The organism is Gilliamella sp. ESL0254, from assembly GCF_013344985.1.
Classification (GTDB): Bacteria; Pseudomonadota; Gammaproteobacteria; order Enterobacterales; family Orbaceae; genus Gilliamella; species Gilliamella bombicola.
In genome coordinates this window covers 836,735-854,378 of sequence record NZ_JAAEDU010000001.1, presented here as the reverse complement: position 1 = coordinate 854,378, position 17,644 = coordinate 836,735, and the positions used below count along the sequence as shown (strand labels likewise).

Sequence of the window (17,644 nt, the reverse complement as noted above, 5' to 3'; positions counted from 1 at the left end):
TTGTTAGTCTTTGTTATAAGGTGGGAGTATCATTATCTTGACCAAAATAATCGCCTAAGTGCAATTTTGCTAATGTTATGATTTTCATAAATGATTCAAATGTTAATGTGTTGGCTTCGGTACCGTTTTCGGCAATGACTTTTTTAGTAATTAATTTTCCTTTTAGTTGATTATAGCAGTCAACTAAGTTAAGTGGTAAGGGGGATAGGGCACGTTTACCTAACCAAAATATTCCTTGTAGCGGCAGGCTTAAGGTAAATAGTATCGTTATTGCTGTGACCGCAATTGGTGCCGGCATGTAATATTGCCAAACCAGCAAACTAATCACGATAGGAGGTAGGTATTTAGTTGCGGTTTTTATGTGGTTAATGATTTTTACTTCAGGAAATGAATGTGCTAGTTGTTTGTCTGTCGGGCAAAGCTTCATATACCTTTGTCCAGCTTTATATGTGTTTATTAGATTCATATTTTTGTGACTCCTCGACATTCACTTCTTATTATCTTAAAATAGTACTATTCAAATTGGGGACTCTTTTTATTCTATCTCAAAAAGTAAGATATCAGAAGTCACCTTAGCGTAGTCACATTGATTTTTAAATCATGTGCAGAGTTACCAATTTTGATTGGTATATATCTTTTTATTCAATCTATAGGAATTACTATGTCATCAAGTAATAACGCTCTTGTTCTTAATTGCGGAAGTTCATCATTAAAATTTGCTATTATAAACCCTGAAAACGGTGATGAGTTTCTTTCTGGATTAGCCGAATGTTTTAACCTGCCTGATGCACGTATTAAGTGGAAACTTGATGGCGTTAAAGGTGAAGCATCTTTAGGTGCAGGTGCTGCACATAGTGAAGCAATTAAATTTATTGTTAATAGTATCTTCCCAAAAAAACCAGAATTATTAGATAGTATTAAGTCTATTGGCCATCGTATTGTTCATGGTGGTGAAAAATATACTCAATCAGTAGTTATCGATGATTCAGTATTAAAAGGTATTGAAGATGCCGCTGCTTTTGCTCCATTACATAATCCGGCGCATTTAATTGGTATTCGCGAGGCGTTTGCTGCGTTTCCACACTTAAAAAATAAAAACGTGGCGGTATTTGATACAGCTTTCCATACCACAATGCCAAAAGAAGCATATTTATATGCGATTCCGAACGAATTATACACAAAACATGGTGTCCGTCGTTATGGTGCACATGGTACTAGTCACTATTATGTAAGCCAACAAGCTGCCAAATTGTTAAATAAACCAGTTGAAGAAACTAATGTGATCACTTGTCACTTAGGCAATGGTGCATCAATCACTGCAGTTAAAAACGGTAAATGTGTTGAAACTTCAATGGGCCTAACACCACTTGAAGGTTTAGTCATGGGTACACGAAGTGGTGATATCGATCCTGCTATTATGTTCTTTTTACACGACAATTTAAAAATGTCTGTTGCGGATATTAATAACCTGTTAAATAAAAAATCAGGTTTATTAGGTTTAACGGGTGTAAGTAGTGACTGTCGTTATGTTACAGATCATTACGAAACAGATGAAAATGCTAAAAATGCTTTAGATGTATTTGTTCACCGTTTAGTTAAATATATTGGTGGTTATGCAATGCTTTTAGACGGTCGTTTAGATGCTATCATCTTTACTGGTGGTATTGGTGAAAACTCTGAAGAAGTTCGTCGTATGGCACTTAACAAATTAAGTATATTAGGTTTTGAACTTGATCAAGAGCGTAACTTAGCAGCTCGTTTTGGTAAAGGTGGCACAATCACTAAAGATGGTTCTGCTATTGCGATGGTAATTCCAACCAATGAAGAACTAGTCATCGCTCAAGATGCTGCGCGTCTAACTGCGTAATAAATATTTAAAACCGCCTAAATGGCGGTTTGTTTTTATACAATAAAGAATTAAGAGGTAACAATTATGTCTCGTACTATTATGCTCATTCCAACTGGTACCAATGTCGGGTTAACTGGTGTGAGTCTTGGTGTTATTCGAGCTATGGAGCGTCAAGGTATTAACTTAAACGTGTTCAAGCCAGTAGCACAACCTAGAGCGGGTGGCGATGCGCCAGACAATACGACAACTTTAGTTAGTCATAATACTTCAATTCCAACACTAAAACCGCTTAAAATGAGCCATGTTGAAAACCTATTAGGTTTAAATCAACAAGATGTGTTAATGGAAGAGATCGTAGCCCTTTATGCTGAAAACACGAAAGGCGCTGATGTTGTTTTGGTTGAAGGCATTGTACCAACATCAGATTATCCTTTTGCCAATGAGCTTAATAATAATATCGCTAAAACTCTTGGTGCCGAAATTATTTTTGTGGTCAACATGGGTAAAGATACGCCTGAACAACTTAGAGATCGTATTGAGATTGCTCGTTCTAATTTTGGCGGCATTAAAAACGAAAAAATCGTTGGTGTGATTGTTAATAAAGTCAATGCGCCAGTTGAAGAACAAAGCCTTGCTCGTCCTGATGTTGCTGAAATTTATCACACCCCTAAGTTTGATGATAAAAAAATCACTATCGATGATTTAAATGCACATAGCCCATTGCCAGTACTTGGATGTATTCCTTGGAATATGGATTTAAGTGCTTGTCGTTCTATTGATATTGCAAAACATTTTGACGCAAAAATTATTAATGAAGGTGATATCAAAAACCGCCGCATTAAACATATCTCTTTCTGCTCACGTAGTGTGCCTAACATTATTAGTCATTTACAACCAAATGCACTGTTAGTGACTTCTGCTGATCGCGCTGATGTATTAGTGACGATTAGTTTAGCAGCTATGAATGGTGTAGCTATTGGTGGTGTGCTTTTAACCGGTGGTTACGAAATCGACGAAAAAATCGCAAAATTATGCCAACCTGCTTTTGATACGGGGTTACCTGTATTTACAGTTAAAACTAACACTTTCCAAACGTCGATTAACTTACAACAATTTAATTTAGAAATTCCTGTTGATGATAAAGAGCGTATGGAAAACACCCAAAATTATATGGCTGACCATATCGATGCTAAATGGGTTAAATCATTAAATGAAGTGGTGAATTCTGCACGTCGTCTGTCGCCACCTGCATTCCGTTATCAATTAACTGAACTTGCACGTAATGCGAAAAAAGTAGTGGTATTACCAGAAGGTGATGAACCAAGAACAGTTAAAGCAGCTGCAATTTGTGCTGAGCGTAATATCGCTAAATGCGTATTGATTGGTAATCCGGACGAAGTGCGTAAAGTTGCCGCTTCTCAAGGCGTGAGTTTAGGTCAAGGTGTTGAAATTGTTGATCCTGAATTAATTCGTGAAAAATATGTACCTCGTTTAGTTGAATTACGTAAAAATAAAGGTATGACAGAAGTGATTGCTCGTGAGCAATTAGCTGATAATGTAGTACTTGGTACAATGATGCTTGAAGCAAATGAAGTTGATGGTTTAGTTTCAGGTGCTGTGCATACAACGGCTAATACTATCCGTCCACCATTACAATTAATTAAAACTGCACCAGGTAGTTCACTTGTTTCATCAGTATTTTTTATGTTAATGCCTGATCAAGTGTATATTTATGGTGACTGTGCAATTAATCCAGATCCAAATGCGCAAGAATTGGCAGAAATTGCGATTCAATCAGCTGATACAGCAATCGCCTTTGGTATTGAACCACGCGTTGCAATGATCTCTTATTCAACAGGTAGTTCAGGTCAAGGTGCTGATGTTGAGAAAGTGAAAGAAGCAACTCGCATTGCTCAAGAAAAACGTCCAGATCTTATGATCGACGGTCCATTGCAATATGATGCTGCGGTAATGCCTGATGTAGCAAAATCGAAAGCACCAAATTCACAAGTAGCAGGTAAAGCAACAGTATTTATCTTCCCTGATCTTAATACGGGTAATACTACTTATAAAGCTGTACAACGTTCAGCTGATCTTGTTTCGATTGGTCCAATGCTACAAGGTATGCGTAAACCTGTGAATGATTTGTCTCGTGGTGCATTAGTTGATGATATTGTCTACACTATTGCATTAACCGCAATTCAATCAGCACAAGAACAAAATGCTGCAAAATAAATTTAGCAAAACGTTTTAACTATAGATAAAGGTGATGCAATATCACCTTTTTTTATTAAATTTAGCCAAGTAATGAGTTCTTCAAAAACTTATTTTAAGTCAAGTCCAAGCATTCAAAGTTGATAAAAACAATAAATAATAAAAATTTATAAATGATTTTATCCCTCCATGTTGGTTTTTAATAGGGTTAATAACATTTTCATAAATTGTTCTTTATCACCTTGTAATGTTGAAAAAAAATCTTTATCTATCTGTTCAACCAAAGGTACAGTTTCATTTGTTTTATTCAATCCTTTTTGGGTTAATTGAATGGATTTTGCTCGACTATCTTTAATTGAGCAAGAGCGCTTTATATAATCCTTTTTTTCTAAATTTTCTAATATTTGGGAAATTGTCATCACATCGATATTTGTTTTATTTGATAAAATAACTTGTGTTATTTCGTCTGGTTGCTGTGATAGATAAGCAAGCGTTGCAAGCACTATAAATTGAGGATGAGTGATAGACTGTTTTTTCAAGCAATTTTTGATATTCGTATGCCAGGACGAATAAGTTTTCATAAAAACAAAACCAATAGATTCAGAATCAGTTTGGAATTGAGTTAAAAACTTATTGTCCTTTGTCATAATTTACCCTTCAACTAAGCCATTTAATTTGTAAGTTTTATCAATAATATCATCTGAAATCTGTTTTATAAAATCATAGGATGCTTTAGTATGCATTTTTGAATCCGGTTTTAGAGAAATTTCTGATTTTAAAGCATATTGATTATGCGATATTTCAATAATTTGATGTGAGAAAAACAGTAAACCTATTTCAGGCATATCAAATTGTTCTGTAAATTCTTGCTCATCAATAATCTTTGATAAAGTCACTTCCATTTCCGGTATATTTTGTAATTTGAAAATACCTTTAGCCCCTGTTTTTAAGTCACCAAATATACGAAAGTCTTCAAGATCAGTTTCCCATAATTTTCTTAAATTAAGATCAGTATAGTATTGCCAAATTTGAGTTGGTTTAGCTTTGGTTGGTAATATGAAAGAAATTGAAATGGTATTCATAGCGTCTCCTTTTGATAAGTTAACTTATTATAAGTTCACTTATTAATTAAGTAAAGACAATTCAATTTTTGATTTGTTGACTTATTACAAGGTGAATTTGATGACCTTGTTATTGAATTTTGTAATAAGATGATTTCAACATTATTAATAATATAAAATATTTATAATTGTTTTTAATTAATGCTCTCAATTTATGTGGTAAATGGTACAATATCAGCCTAATTTTGTATTAGTTCATAGTTTAGGAATAAAATTGATGAAAAAAGACATCCACCAACAGCGCATATTAATCCTCGATTTTGGTTCACAAGTTACTCAATTAATTGCTCGTAGAATTCGTGAAATTGGTGTGTACTGTGAACTTTGGCCGTGGGATGTATCAGAAGAAAAAATTAAACAATTTAATCCTAAAGGTATTATTTTATCAGGTGGTCCTGAAAGTACCACAGAAGCTAATAGCCCTCGTGCTCCCGAGTATGTCTTTAATGCCGGCGTACCTGTTTTGGGTATTTGTTATGGTATGCAAACTATGGCAATTCAAGTTGGTAAGGGCGGTCAAGTCACTGGCTCTAATCAACGTGAATTTGGTTATGCTAAAGTGGATCTTGTTGGATCGTCAAAATTAACTGATGGCATATTGGATAGTACAAGTGAACAAGGCATTAATCAACTTGATGTTTGGATGAGCCACGGTGACAAAGTAACAGCCTTGCCTGACTGTTTTACACTGATTGGTCGCACTGAAACTTGCCCATTTGCTATTATGGCTAATGACGAAAAACAATTTTATGGTGTTCAATTCCACCCAGAAGTGACTCACACTGTTAAAGGTTTCGAGTTATTGCAACGTTTTGTGATTGATATCTGTCACTGCGAAAAACTTTGGACACCATCTTCAATCATTACTGATGCTATTGCGCGCATTAAAGAACAGGTTGGTAATGACAAAGTATTACTTGGTTTATCAGGTGGAGTGGATTCTTCAGTTACAGCGTTGCTATTGCATCAAGCCATTGGCGATCAGTTAACTTGTGTATTTGTTGATCATGGCTTATTACGCTTGAACGAAGCACAACAAGTTATGGATATGTTTGGTAATAAATTTGGCTTAAATATTATTGCAGTAAATGCCGAAGAGCGCTTTTTAGCTGCACTAAAAGGTGAAGCAGATCCTGAAGCAAAACGTAAAATTATCGGGCGTGAATTTGTTGCTGTTTTTGATGAAGAAGCAGCAAAATTAAAAGATGTAAAATGGCTGGCTCAAGGTACTATTTATCCCGATGTTATTGAGTCGGCAGCTGCTGATACCGGCAAAGCTCATGTAATTAAATCACACCATAATGTTGGTGGCTTACCCGAAGATATGAAAATGGGCTTAGTTGAACCATTACGCGAATTATTCAAAGATGAAGTACGCAAAGTAGGCTTAGAACTTGGGCTACCTTATGACATGCTTTATCGTCACCCATTCCCAGGACCAGGCTTAGGTGTGCGTGTACTTGGTGAAGTTAAAAAAGAGTATTGCGACTTATTACGCAAAGCCGATGCCATCTTTATTGAAGAGCTATATAAGGCAGACTTATACCACAAAGTCAGCCAAGCCTTTACCGTATTTTTACCTGTACGCTCGGTTGGTGTAATGGGTGACGGTCGCAAATACGACTGGGTCGTTTCACTGCGAGCGGTTGAAACTATTGACTTTATGACCGCTCATTGGGCTCATTTACCTTATGATTTTCTTGGTCGTGTATCCAATCGCATCATCAATGAAGTTAATGGTATTTCGCGAGTAGTTTATGACATAAGTGGAAAACCGCCAGCTACCATTGAATGGGAGTGATTCAATTTTAAAATAGATATATTTTATAAAAAGCTTTGTTAATCAAGGCTTTTTATTTCTTGAGATAAAAGTTCTCTATCTTGTTTTTTATAGCGCCAGAGCCATTTCCCACTGACTAATCGATGATAAAAGAATAGGCTTCTGATTATCCAATCAATAAACATACCAAACCAAACACCTATCACACCAAATGAAAAATAAACCCCTAAAAGATATCCAACTACAATTCGGCACATCCACATGCTGCCTATTGCTATCCACATGGTATAGCTGGCATCTTTTGCACCCTTAAAGCCGTATGGCAAGACAAACGAAGATGCCCAAAATGGGGTGAATAGAGCATTAAACCATAGCAGGTGTTTGGCTATGTCAATAACTTCTTGGTCGTTGGTGTATAGTGAGCTTAATAATCCCGCAAAAGGTATTGATAAAAAAGCTAGAAGGCATAATAGAAAATTAGTTAAATGAAAGATAAATTTGAGTTGTCTGGTTGGTTGATATATTTGTCCCATACCTATGCGCTTACCGACGATGATCGTAGATGTGGCACCTAAAGTGCCTCCAGGCAAATTAAGTAAGCCTGCGATTGAAAACGCAATAAAGTTAGCGGCTATGGTTGATGTACCCATTCCTGCTACAAAGGTTTGGGTTAGTAGTTTGCCTATATTAAACATTACCGATTCAACACTTGCAGGTAAACCGATGCTTAATATATCAATAAGAATTTTTGCATTAAACGAATGAAAGTAGCTTCTAAAAGGGATAAAAAGTGCTCGGCTTGGTTTGATCGTTAATACTAGTAATATAAAAAACATACCGCAATAACGTGATATAGTTAAGCCAATACCTGCACCAATAAATCCTAACCCTTGCCAATCAAATATACCGTAGATTAATACATAACTTATCAATAAATTTAAGATATTCATGATAATGTTTAAATACATGGGTAGTTTAGTATTTCCTGCTCCACGCAATGCCCCGCAACCAATCAAAATAAAGGCTAGTGCAGGGTAACCTAATACAGTTAATCTAAGAAAGGTTAATGACAATTCTTTAACATTGGCCTCGGCTTGACCTGCGATAATTTCAATTATCCAATATCCTGAAAATTCGATAAGAATAAATAATAAAATTGAGATAATAATGAGTAATGAAATGGACTGTCTGGCGGCAACAACGGCTTTTTTTCGGTTGTGACGTCCAAGGCTAAAGGCAACAACTACCGATGTTCCAAGCGCCACAGCCATAAAAAATGACATGATAATCATATTAAAGCTTTCAGCTAGACCTACGGCAGCCATCTCGGCTTTGCCTATCCAGCTAACTAAAAATGTACTAAAAATACCCATTAATATAACTGATAGGTTTTCAATGAGTATAGGAATGGCTAAAGGGTAAATTTCTCGCCATAAGAGTACATTATTTGAATGTCTTTTTTTATATATTTGAAATTCTTTTAAGCGGCTAATAATTTCAACATTCAATTTAAGGCCTAAATTTATACATTAAAATATGCTATTTATTATAACGCTATTATTTAACAGAAATAAATTTATGCTTAAAAAATACATTTGGAATTGGTTGATAAATAATTTAATGTTGGTCTTTTAAATATTAATAATTCAAAATTAACTAAAAATAAATGTTTTTTTTAAATTGCTAACACATATAACGCTATATTTTATTGCGTAATTTCATATTTGGCTTTATATTATTGCCAATAATCTTATTCTCGTTCTATTCTAATCATTTATAAATATAATTTATGCATAAAAAACGTCTTTCTTTGATTATAGCGATCATTGCTGTTATTGCTTTGGTTATCATTATATATCTTGCTAATCAACCTAGTACGATTATATTACAAGGTGAGGTTGAATCTAACCGTGTCGATGTCGCCGCCAGAGTGCAAGGTCGAGTAATTCAGTTTAATTATGATGTCGGCGATGATGTTAAACAAGGCGATACTCTTCTTACCCTTTCAAGTCCAGCATTATTAGCTCAACTAACAACCGCAGAAGCACAGTTAAAAGTAGCAATGGCGAGCCGTGATAATACTTATAGTACTAGGCCAGAAACCATTGATGTACAAAAGGCGCAGTTAGATAAAGCAAAGTCTGATTTAGTTTTAGCACAAACAAGCTATGAACGAATTGATCGCTTAGCTAAAAATGGAACGGTTTCAAAACAGAGTTATGATGAATCTTTCAATCAATATCAAGCGGCAATTAAAGCTCATGAAGCAGCTAAAGCTAATTTAGAATTAGCCGAAAATGGTAGTAGTATAGAACAGAAAAAATTAGCTGATGCACAGGTAGAACAGTCTGAAGCCGCTTTATCTCAGGTAAAAGCGGATGTAAATGAATTGACTTTAGTTTCCCCTATTAGTGGTCAAATTACGACTCGTGTTGCCGAAACAGGGCAATTGTATAGTCCAGGAACGCCACTTTATTCTATTATTGATTTAAATGATATTTGGTTTACCTTTAATATTCGTGAAGATTTACTGGGAAATCTTAAAGTCGGTGATACGTTTCAAGTAAAGGTACCGGCATTAAATAACCAAATTATTGATGTTAAAGTCACTGTATTAAATGCATTAGGTCAATATGCTAATTGGCAAGCGACTAAAGCAACAGGAGATTTTGATCTGAAAACTTTTGAAATGCGCGCTAAACCGATCAATAAAGTATCTGGTCTTCGTCCGGGAATGAGTGTCACAACAAAATGGCAATCTCATTAAAATAATCACTCAGGTGGCGATTTTACACAAAAGGAAACGGCATTGATGTCTAATTCGCTATTAAAAGTGATTAGGTGGGAACTGAGTAAATTAATAAAACAACGCTTTTTGTTTTTACTGGTTTTCATCTATCCTTTATTATTTATTTTTTTATTTCTTTACATGTACCATGCTGGCATTATTACTCAGGTACCTATCGCTGTTGTTGATCAAGATACAACTAAATCATCACGTTTACTGATCCAACAAGTTGCTGCTTCACCGCAGTTACAAGTAGCTAAACGTTATCAAGATCTTTCTTCTGCTAAACATGCTTTGATTAAGGGAGATGTTTATGCAGTACTTTTTATTCAGCCAGAGTTTGAAAAAGACCTTATAGCTGGTCATCAACCAGAAGTTGTGGCTTTTTATAATAACCAATATATGTCTGCTGGTACGATTATTTTCCGAGCTATGAGTTCTGCATTGAAAACGGCAAATAGCCAAATAGTCTTGCAAGGTTTGTTAGAAAAGGGGATTGCGGCACCTGTGGCGGAAAGCCAAATGCAAACTGTCCCAACAAGTTTACATCCACTATATAATCCAACCTTAAATTACCTATATACCTTAATTAGCGGTATCATTCCCACTATTTTGCAAATAATTATTATGATGGCAATGGTAACAAGTATTACTCGTGACCGCTTTGATGTAACAAGTTATCAAAAAACGTTTCAATTGGCTAATCATAATATTTTAATTTTTCTATCGGGACGCATTCTTCCTTATTTTTGCTATTTTTTATTTTGCCTCAGTTTATTTGATATTATTTTAATCACTTATTTTCATCTACCACTAAATGGGCATTTTGTATTGCTTCTACTTGGAGGAATGGGATTTATTTTAACTTCATGTTTATATGGTGTTTTTTTTGGTTTAACAGGTTCAACACTAGCGCAAGCTTATGGTAGTGCAAGCTTAGTTGCATCTCCATGTTTTGGATTTACAGGGCTTATTTTCCCTCGTCTTGCAATGAATACTTTTGCTTATATTTGGGGTGCTTTATTACCAGTGACGTGGTATATAGAGATTCGTTTAGATCAAACATTAAGAGCACCAAGTATAATAACTTCATTAGAACCATTTGTTTATTTATTGATCCAATTGAGCGTTGTTGTCGCGCTTATTACTCTCCATTTACGAAAAATCCGTAGGCGGTTAATATGATTAAATCTTTACTATTAATTTCCTATGATGAATTAAAACGTATTTTCCAAACTAAAGCGATAGTTAGCGTTATGTTTGTTGGGATTTTTATCTATTTTTTCTTTTATCCACAACCTTACTTAAATGAAGCGATACGAGATGTGCCCATTGCCGTTATTGACCAAGATAATTCCAACTATAGTCGAGAGCTAATAAGGCAAATGGATGCCAATAAATCGATTAAAATAGATTTGCATATTGCGGATTTACAAACTGCTAAAAAGCAGATTGAAGAACGTAAAATATATGGTGCAATACTAGTACCTTATCGTTTTCAGCAACATATTTTAGAGGGGAAAACGAGCCCCGTTTTGTATTATGGTGATGCTAGCTATATTTTGATTTATAGTAATGTTGCAACCGCTATTAATACTGTTGCTAGTAATTTTGGCGCTAATATTTCAATTTCTCGAAAGATAGCTCAAGGTGTTGATCCTGCAGTAGCGACTAATAATGTTTCGCCGTTTAATTCCCAGTTGATTAGCTTATTTAATCCTCAATCTGGTTATGCAACCTATATTATTCCTGCCGCTTTTATTTTGATCTTATATCAAACATTACTTATTGGCAGTATTTTATGTCGTCTATTTAGCAAAAACTCTAATTTTGAACAAGATTTTATTAAAAAACAGAATAACGCTTCATCTTCAGCATTATTATTGCTTTCGGGTAAATTATTGACCTATTTAATACTCTATTTAATCTATTTTATTATTTATACCGTATTTGCTAATTATTGGTATGAGTTACCACGACTAAGTCATCTTTCAGTTTCGTTATCATTTATTATTCCTTTTATTTTTTCTACGGCGTTGTTAGGTAAAGTGATATCACATGTTGTCCATACGGTCAGTGATGTGTTTTGTTTAATTATACCGACAAGTATGGTTATATTTTTTGTTACAGGACTATCTTGGCCAAAAGAATTAATGCCGCCTTTGTTCCACTTGATCGGCGATATATTTCCAGCCGTACCAGCTATAGTAGGTTCAGTAAAAATAAATCAAATGGGGGCAAGTTTTGCTGAATTTAGCGCACAATATTGGCATTTATGGATATTAACCATTGTTTATTTTTGTATCGCATTCATGTTAGAAAAACGTTGCATTCAAAAGGCAATGTCTGCATATATTAGAGAAGAAAAAAATTAAAATTACTGTGTTTAAATCAAAATAAAAACACAGCGTTGATTAAGTACTTTCTAAGTTTTGCATTGATTTGCGCGGTGCTTTTTTTAATAAATTTATCATTTCAACTTTATGACGATAAACTAATTTCTTAAATTAAGTTTTGATAATTAACTATAAATATAAAAATTTAACGCTCATCTTGAAGGGTTATGTATATCATTATATTATAGCCAGCCATAAAGGCTTTATTCACTAAAATAACAAATAAATGAGTCCTCATGTTAATTAATGCTAAAACTATTCTTGATAAATTAAATCCACATAATAAAGTTAATTACGATTCTGTTCTAAAAGAAGTCATTGCTGATTGGCAATCGGGAGAAGTTCGACCTAAGCTACTGATTCATAGCTGTTGTGCACCATGTAGTACTTATGTTTTAGAATATTTGGCGCAGTATGCCGATATTACAATCTATTTTGCTAACTCTAATATTCATCCGCGTGTTGAGTACGAATATCGTAGCGTAGTGCAACAAAAGTTTATTGCTGATTTTAATGAAAAAACGGGTAATAACGTTCAGTTTTTAGAAGCTCCTTATCAGCCTGCAGAATTTATTAAACAAGTCGAACATTTGCGTGATGCGCCCGAAGGTGGTGAGCGTTGTCATCTTTGTTATAAAATGCGCTTGGATTTAGCTGCAATTAAAGCTCAAGAGCTGGGTTTTGATTATTTTGCTAGTGCATTAACCCTTAGTCCTAAAAAAAATAGCCAAAAAATTAATGAATTGGGGTTTGAAATCCAAGAAATCTTCTCGGTCAATTACCTTCCTTCTGATTTTAAAAAAAATAATGGTTATAAACGTTCTATCGAACTTTGCAAAGAGTACGATGTTTATCGACAATGTTATTGTGGCTGTATTTTTGCAGCGAAAGCACAAGGTGTTGATTTGAAAAATGTGATTACAATTGCTAAGCAAGGTTTAGCCAAAAGTAGTCTTTAAACGATTAACATATTTAATCTGGTAATATATACTCAAAAGTATATATTACCTAAAAACCTTGTGTCATTGTGTTGATCTTGCTGATGCGATATAAAGGTCCATAAGCGTGTGATTTAATAATACTTATATATACCAAATTTCATACCAGTTGGGATCACCAGCTAGCCGTTTTCATAAGTTATTTATATTTTATGCTTCCTTATTTAAACAATACACAATCACTGTGCATTGTTTAATTCTTATAAAATGATATAGTTAGATTGTTTTTCAAATTTAATTACAGCAGTCGGTTTGACGACAGGAACGTAGATGTTATCAATTTATCAATTAAAACCCAAATTTCAATCATTACTCCGTCCATATACAGATCGTCTTTATAAATCCAATATTACAGCTAACCAAGTAACCTTATTTGCTTGTTTAGGCTCTGTTGTGATTGCTTTTATCGTTGGACTGTTGGCATCATATCAATGGATTTTTGGCTTGATTCCTTTATGGATGTTTATTCGTATGGCACTTAATGCTATTGATGGAATGTTGGCCCGAGAATACAACCAAAAATCAAACTTAGGTGCTTATTTGAATGAAATTTGTGATGTGATTTCTGACTGTGCACTGTTACTTATTTTTACGCAACTAGTTGATGTAAATATTTATTTAGTTATTTTTGTAGTTCTGCTGTCGTTTTTAACGGAATATAGTGGTATTTTAGGTGTGATGATTGGTGCATCAAGACGATATGATGGGCCGATGGGGAAAAGTGATCGTGCGCTTATTTTGGGGATGATAAGTTTAGGTATTGCAACTTATCTATTACCTTTAAGTTGGATCAATGCACTGCTATGGATTATCAGTTTTTTACTTATTTATACAGTCATTAACCGAGTCCGAAAAGGTATGCAAGAAGCAAACAAATAACAAGGAGAAGAACATGCGCCAACAGCAACAAAAAACCTTTATTAGTCACGATGGGTGTCAGCTATTTTATCGCTATTGGCCTGCTGTTGATAGTAATACAGATCTTTCTAAAGCAATTGTGCTTTTTCATCGAGGACATGAACATTCAGGGCGCATGGCGCACTTAGCTGAGGAATTAGAACTACCCGATTATCAGATATTTGCTTGGGATGCCAGAGGTAATGGAAAATCGGAAGGCGAGCGCGGTGATGCCCCTAATTTTGCAACATTAATTAAAGATGCTAACTGTTTTATTGAGCATATCATCCATGAGTATGGGCTTAATCAAGAAGATATCGCCATTATTGCCCAAAGTGTTGGTGCAGTGATTGCATCAGCTTGGGTACATGATTATGTACCCAATATTCGCGCATTGATTTTAGGATCACCAGCATTTAGTGTTAAGCTATATGTTCCACTCGCCGTACCAGGGTTAAAATTATTATATAATTTAAAAGGTAATTTTTTTGTTAATAGCTATGTTAAACCTAAATTGTTAACACATGATACGGAGCGTGCGGAATCATTTACTCAAGATTCATTAATTACTCGACCAATATCGGTTCGATTACTTCTTGATTTATATGCAGTGTCCGATCGTATTGTTAAAGATGCCAATGCCATTAGGGTTCCAACACAGTTATTGGTCTCGGGTTCAGATTATGTGGTAAGGCGTAAACCACAAAAACAATTTTATGATAATTTAGGTACCGAACAAAAAGAGTTTCATATATTGCCTGATTTTTATCATGATACTTTTGGTGAAAAAGATCGAAAGTTTGCTATTGAGCGGGCAAGACGATTTATTGTTGGTTGTTTTGCCAATGAACTAAGTACCCCATCACTAGTTAATGCAGATCGTGTTGGTTATACAAGGCAAGAGGCGGATAATTTAACAATGCCACCATCGGGTTGGATTAAGCCATTATATTGGAAGTTTATTAAAGCCAATTTAAAATATGCAAGTAAACTCTCTGATGGAATTAAACTTGGTTTTGATACTGGTTTTGATTCGGGTAGTACGCTTGATTATGTTTATCGCAATGAGCCATCAGGAACATCAAAACTAGGACGTTTTTTTGATTATATTTATTTACAATCTATAGGTTGGCGTGGAATTCGGCAACGTAAAGCACATCTTGAAGAATTATTAAAACTGGCTATTAATAAACTTTATGAGCATAATCGTTCTGTTGATATTGTGGATATAGCAGCAGGGCACGGTCGATATATTTTAGAAACAGTCAATCAAATCACAAATAAGCCTAATTCGGTATTATTACGAGATTATAGCGATATGAATGTACAACAAGGCCAAGCATTAATAGCAGAAAAAGGTTTAGCTAATATAGCTCGCTTTGAAAAAGGTGATGCTTTTAGTCGAGAGCAACTAACTCAATTATCACCTAACCCCACTTTGGCTGTTGTATCTGGTTTGTATGAACTGTTTAGTGATAACCAGTTGCTATGCGATTCTCTATCAGGTCTTGCTGAGTCAATACCAGAAGGAGGATATTTAATTTATACCAATCAACCATGGCATCCACAATTAGAATTTATAGCAAGAGCATTAACATCACATCGTGATGGTCAATCTTGGATTATGCGAAGACGAACTCAACTTGAAATGGATCAGTTAGTTGCAGCTGCTGGTTTTAAAAAAATTACAATGCGTATTGATCAGTGGGGCATTTTTACCGTATCACTAGCGCAAAGAATTAAATAATTATTCATGGACAGAGTAAAACGACGATTTGATAAGCTAACTATTTATAAGTTAGTATGGTTAGTTAGCTTAACTATTTTCTTTTTTACTAGCTATAATTTTGCCAATTGGTTTACTGCTACACGAAGTGATATAGGGAATATCGTTTTTGGATGGGAGCGTTCAATTCCTTTATGGCCTTGGACTATAGTACCTTATTGGTCGATAGATCTTATGTATGGGTTGGCAATTTTATTGGCTTACTCTTATCGAACTCTTAAAATTCTCTGTTTTCGACTTTTATCCGCTCAGATTATTTGCATTATCTGTTTTTTGCTGTTTCCGCTCAAATTTTCTTTTGAACGTCCTGCATTAGATGGATTGTATGGGGGATTATTTGATATTTTGATGGGATTTGATAAACCCTTTAACCAAGCTCCGTCGCTTCATGTTACACTATTGGTTATTTTGTGGAAATTTTATGCTAGCTATTTTCGTAGTGGCTGGCGTTATATTTTGCATATTTGGTGTTTATTAATTGGAATATCGGTATTAACTACTTGGCAGCATCATTTTTTTGACATTCCAACAGGCGTTTGGGTTGGGTGTTTTTGTATTTGGCTATGGCCTGATCATGCTCTATCACCAATAAAAAATTGCCAACGGCCTAAACAATATCTTTGGAGTAGCATCTATTTTTTACTGTTTTTATTGTCGCTTTGTATTGCTATTTACTTTTATTCTTGGGCATTGTGGCTATTATGGTTTTCAGGCGCGTTTTTATTGGTTTCAGTAAATTACTTATTATTTGGTGTGGCAGGTTTTCAAAAGCAGGTTAATGGTCATTTTAATCTGGCTACTACTATTTTATATCTACCTTATTTTATCATTATGTGGATTAATTCACGGTTGTGGACTTTTAAAAATAGGTCAGTAGATTTAATTTGTGATAATGTTTATTTGGGGCGAATACCAGCCAATAATACATTGCAGTCAAATCACTTTATTTCGATTGTTGATCTTTGTGCTGAATTACCAATAACACAATTTAAAGGTTACTATCATCTGATTCCTGTATTGGATATGACTCCATTAACTATTAAACAGTGCCAAGATGTTGCTGAAATCATTGAGCAGTATCACCAGCAAGGAAAATTATTGGTCTGTTGCGCTTTGGGCTATTCACGCAGTGCTACAGCCATTATTGCTTGGTTACTGTTGACGAAAAGAGTACCAAGTTTAGATACAGCAATTGCTATGGTAAAAGCGCGCCGTAGCACCATCGTCATTTCAGCTAAACAACGTTTAATCTTATCGGATTGGTTATTACAAATAGACAAAGGAAGTTAGTATGTTAAGTTGTGACAATACAAAATCAACAAAAGCTGCCAATCAAACTACACTAGTGATATTTTGTAGTTTGCTAGCGATAAGTCAACAATTAAATGTTTTGTCATTATTACTCACTATAATTGCATTATGTTTTGGGATGATGGCAAGTTGGTGGATAGGATCTTTTTTGTTTACGATTTGTTGTCTTGTCGCTTTTTTACTTGGATTAATAAGTAAATATTATGCCTTGCGAGTCGAATTCGATAAAAAACTATTTGATTATTTAGTTATTAATGTTGATCGGTTACCTAACACACTTATTGAATTGGACGATGCATTACTACAATTTAATTTAATCAAATCACGCCAACTATCAGTACGCTCCATTAGTGAACGTCAAAAGGGGACAATAAAGCTATTTAAAAAACAAGTTATCTGGCTTGTTTTACAAATATTGCTGTTAATCGGAACATTAATCAGTGGCATTATTTATTTTAACTAGAAGATTCAACGTTAAAAATTATAAATTTAAGTAAGCGATAA

Annotated in this window: 15 protein-coding genes; 11 read left to right on the top strand and 4 right to left on the bottom strand. The window is 34.6% G+C overall.

Annotated elements, in window-relative coordinates:
• Positions 1 to 13: 13 nt before the first annotated feature.
• Positions 14 to 466 (bottom strand): terminus macrodomain insulation protein YfbV, encoded by a 453-nt coding sequence (gene yfbV / locus GYX25_RS04055; RefSeq protein ID WP_174786783.1) that lies wholly within the window; start codon positions 464 to 466, stop codon positions 14 to 16.
• A gap of 195 nt (positions 467 to 661) precedes the next feature.
• Here yfbV and GYX25_RS04050 point away from each other — a divergent pair, with 195 nt between their 5' ends.
• Together GYX25_RS04050 and pta are read left to right on the top strand one after the other, a co-directional pair.
• On the top strand, positions 662 to 1,867 hold the full coding sequence (locus tag GYX25_RS04050; protein WP_091347182.1) for an acetate kinase: 1,206 nt from the start codon (positions 662 to 664) through the stop codon (positions 1,865 to 1,867).
• Positions 1,868 to 1,933: 66 nt separating this feature from the next.
• Positions 1,934 to 4,084 (top strand): phosphate acetyltransferase, encoded by a 2,151-nt coding sequence (gene pta / locus GYX25_RS04045; RefSeq protein WP_091347180.1) that lies wholly within the window; start codon positions 1,934 to 1,936, stop codon positions 4,082 to 4,084.
• Between the two features lie 158 nt (positions 4,085 to 4,242).
• Here pta and GYX25_RS04040 read toward each other — a convergent pair whose 3' ends face one another.
• Positions 4,243 to 4,710, bottom strand: coding sequence for a MarR family winged helix-turn-helix transcriptional regulator (locus tag GYX25_RS04040; protein WP_174786782.1), 468 nt, complete (start codon positions 4,708 to 4,710; stop codon positions 4,243 to 4,245).
• 3 nt (positions 4,711 to 4,713) lie between these two features.
• Positions 4,714 to 5,145 (bottom strand): hypothetical protein, encoded by a 432-nt coding sequence (locus GYX25_RS04035; protein WP_174786781.1) that lies wholly within the window; start codon positions 5,143 to 5,145, stop codon positions 4,714 to 4,716.
• Positions 5,146 to 5,401: 256 nt separating this feature from the next.
• Between GYX25_RS04035 and guaA the strand changes: the two genes are divergently transcribed.
• Complete coding sequence (guaA, locus tag GYX25_RS04030) at positions 5,402 to 6,985, top strand: glutamine-hydrolyzing GMP synthase (RefSeq protein ID WP_091347176.1); 1,584 nt, start codon at positions 5,402 to 5,404, stop codon at positions 6,983 to 6,985.
• Between the two features lie 38 nt (positions 6,986 to 7,023).
• On the opposite strand, the gene GYX25_RS04025 is transcribed toward guaA, so the two are convergent.
• Complete coding sequence (locus GYX25_RS04025) at positions 7,024 to 8,472, bottom strand: EmmdR/YeeO family multidrug/toxin efflux MATE transporter (RefSeq protein WP_180214329.1); 1,449 nt, start codon at positions 8,470 to 8,472, stop codon at positions 7,024 to 7,026.
• Between the two features lie 281 nt (positions 8,473 to 8,753).
• Here GYX25_RS04025 and GYX25_RS04020 point away from each other — a divergent pair, with 281 nt between their 5' ends.
• The 8 genes from GYX25_RS04020 (at position 8,754) to GYX25_RS03985 (ending at position 17,603) form a co-directional block, all read left to right on the top strand.
• Positions 8,754 to 9,731 (top strand): HlyD family secretion protein, encoded by a 978-nt coding sequence (locus GYX25_RS04020; protein ID WP_091347174.1) that lies wholly within the window; start codon positions 8,754 to 8,756, stop codon positions 9,729 to 9,731.
• Between the two features lie 45 nt (positions 9,732 to 9,776).
• Complete coding sequence (locus GYX25_RS04015) at positions 9,777 to 10,937, top strand: ABC transporter permease (RefSeq protein ID WP_091347173.1); 1,161 nt, start codon at positions 9,777 to 9,779, stop codon at positions 10,935 to 10,937.
• Positions 10,934 to 12,127, top strand: a complete 1,194-nt coding sequence (locus GYX25_RS04010) for an ABC transporter permease (RefSeq protein ID WP_091347171.1) — start codon at positions 10,934 to 10,936, stop codon at positions 12,125 to 12,127. The genes GYX25_RS04015 and GYX25_RS04010 overlap by 4 nt, the downstream gene beginning before the upstream one ends.
• 257 nt (positions 12,128 to 12,384) lie before the next feature.
• The gene (locus GYX25_RS04005; protein WP_091347169.1) at positions 12,385 to 13,107 is read left to right on the top strand and encodes an epoxyqueuosine reductase QueH; all 723 of its coding nucleotides are present in this window, start codon (positions 12,385 to 12,387) and stop codon (positions 13,105 to 13,107) included.
• Positions 13,108 to 13,416: 309 nt separating this feature from the next.
• The gene (locus GYX25_RS04000) at positions 13,417 to 14,025 is read left to right on the top strand and encodes a CDP-alcohol phosphatidyltransferase family protein (RefSeq protein WP_091347167.1); all 609 of its coding nucleotides are present in this window, start codon (positions 13,417 to 13,419) and stop codon (positions 14,023 to 14,025) included.
• 13 nt (positions 14,026 to 14,038) lie between these two features.
• A complete protein-coding gene (locus tag GYX25_RS03995) occupies positions 14,039 to 15,790 on the top strand; it encodes a bifunctional alpha/beta hydrolase/class I SAM-dependent methyltransferase (protein ID WP_091347165.1) in 1,752 nt (583 codons plus the stop codon).
• Between the two features lie 6 nt (positions 15,791 to 15,796).
• Positions 15,797 to 17,119, top strand: a complete 1,323-nt coding sequence (locus GYX25_RS03990) for a phosphatase PAP2/dual specificity phosphatase family protein (RefSeq protein ID WP_174786780.1) — start codon at positions 15,797 to 15,799, stop codon at positions 17,117 to 17,119.
• A 1-nt stretch (position 17,120) separates the two neighbouring features.
• On the top strand, positions 17,121 to 17,603 hold the full coding sequence (locus tag GYX25_RS03985; protein WP_174786779.1) for a hypothetical protein: 483 nt from the start codon (positions 17,121 to 17,123) through the stop codon (positions 17,601 to 17,603).
• Positions 17,604 to 17,644 lie beyond the last annotated feature (41 nt).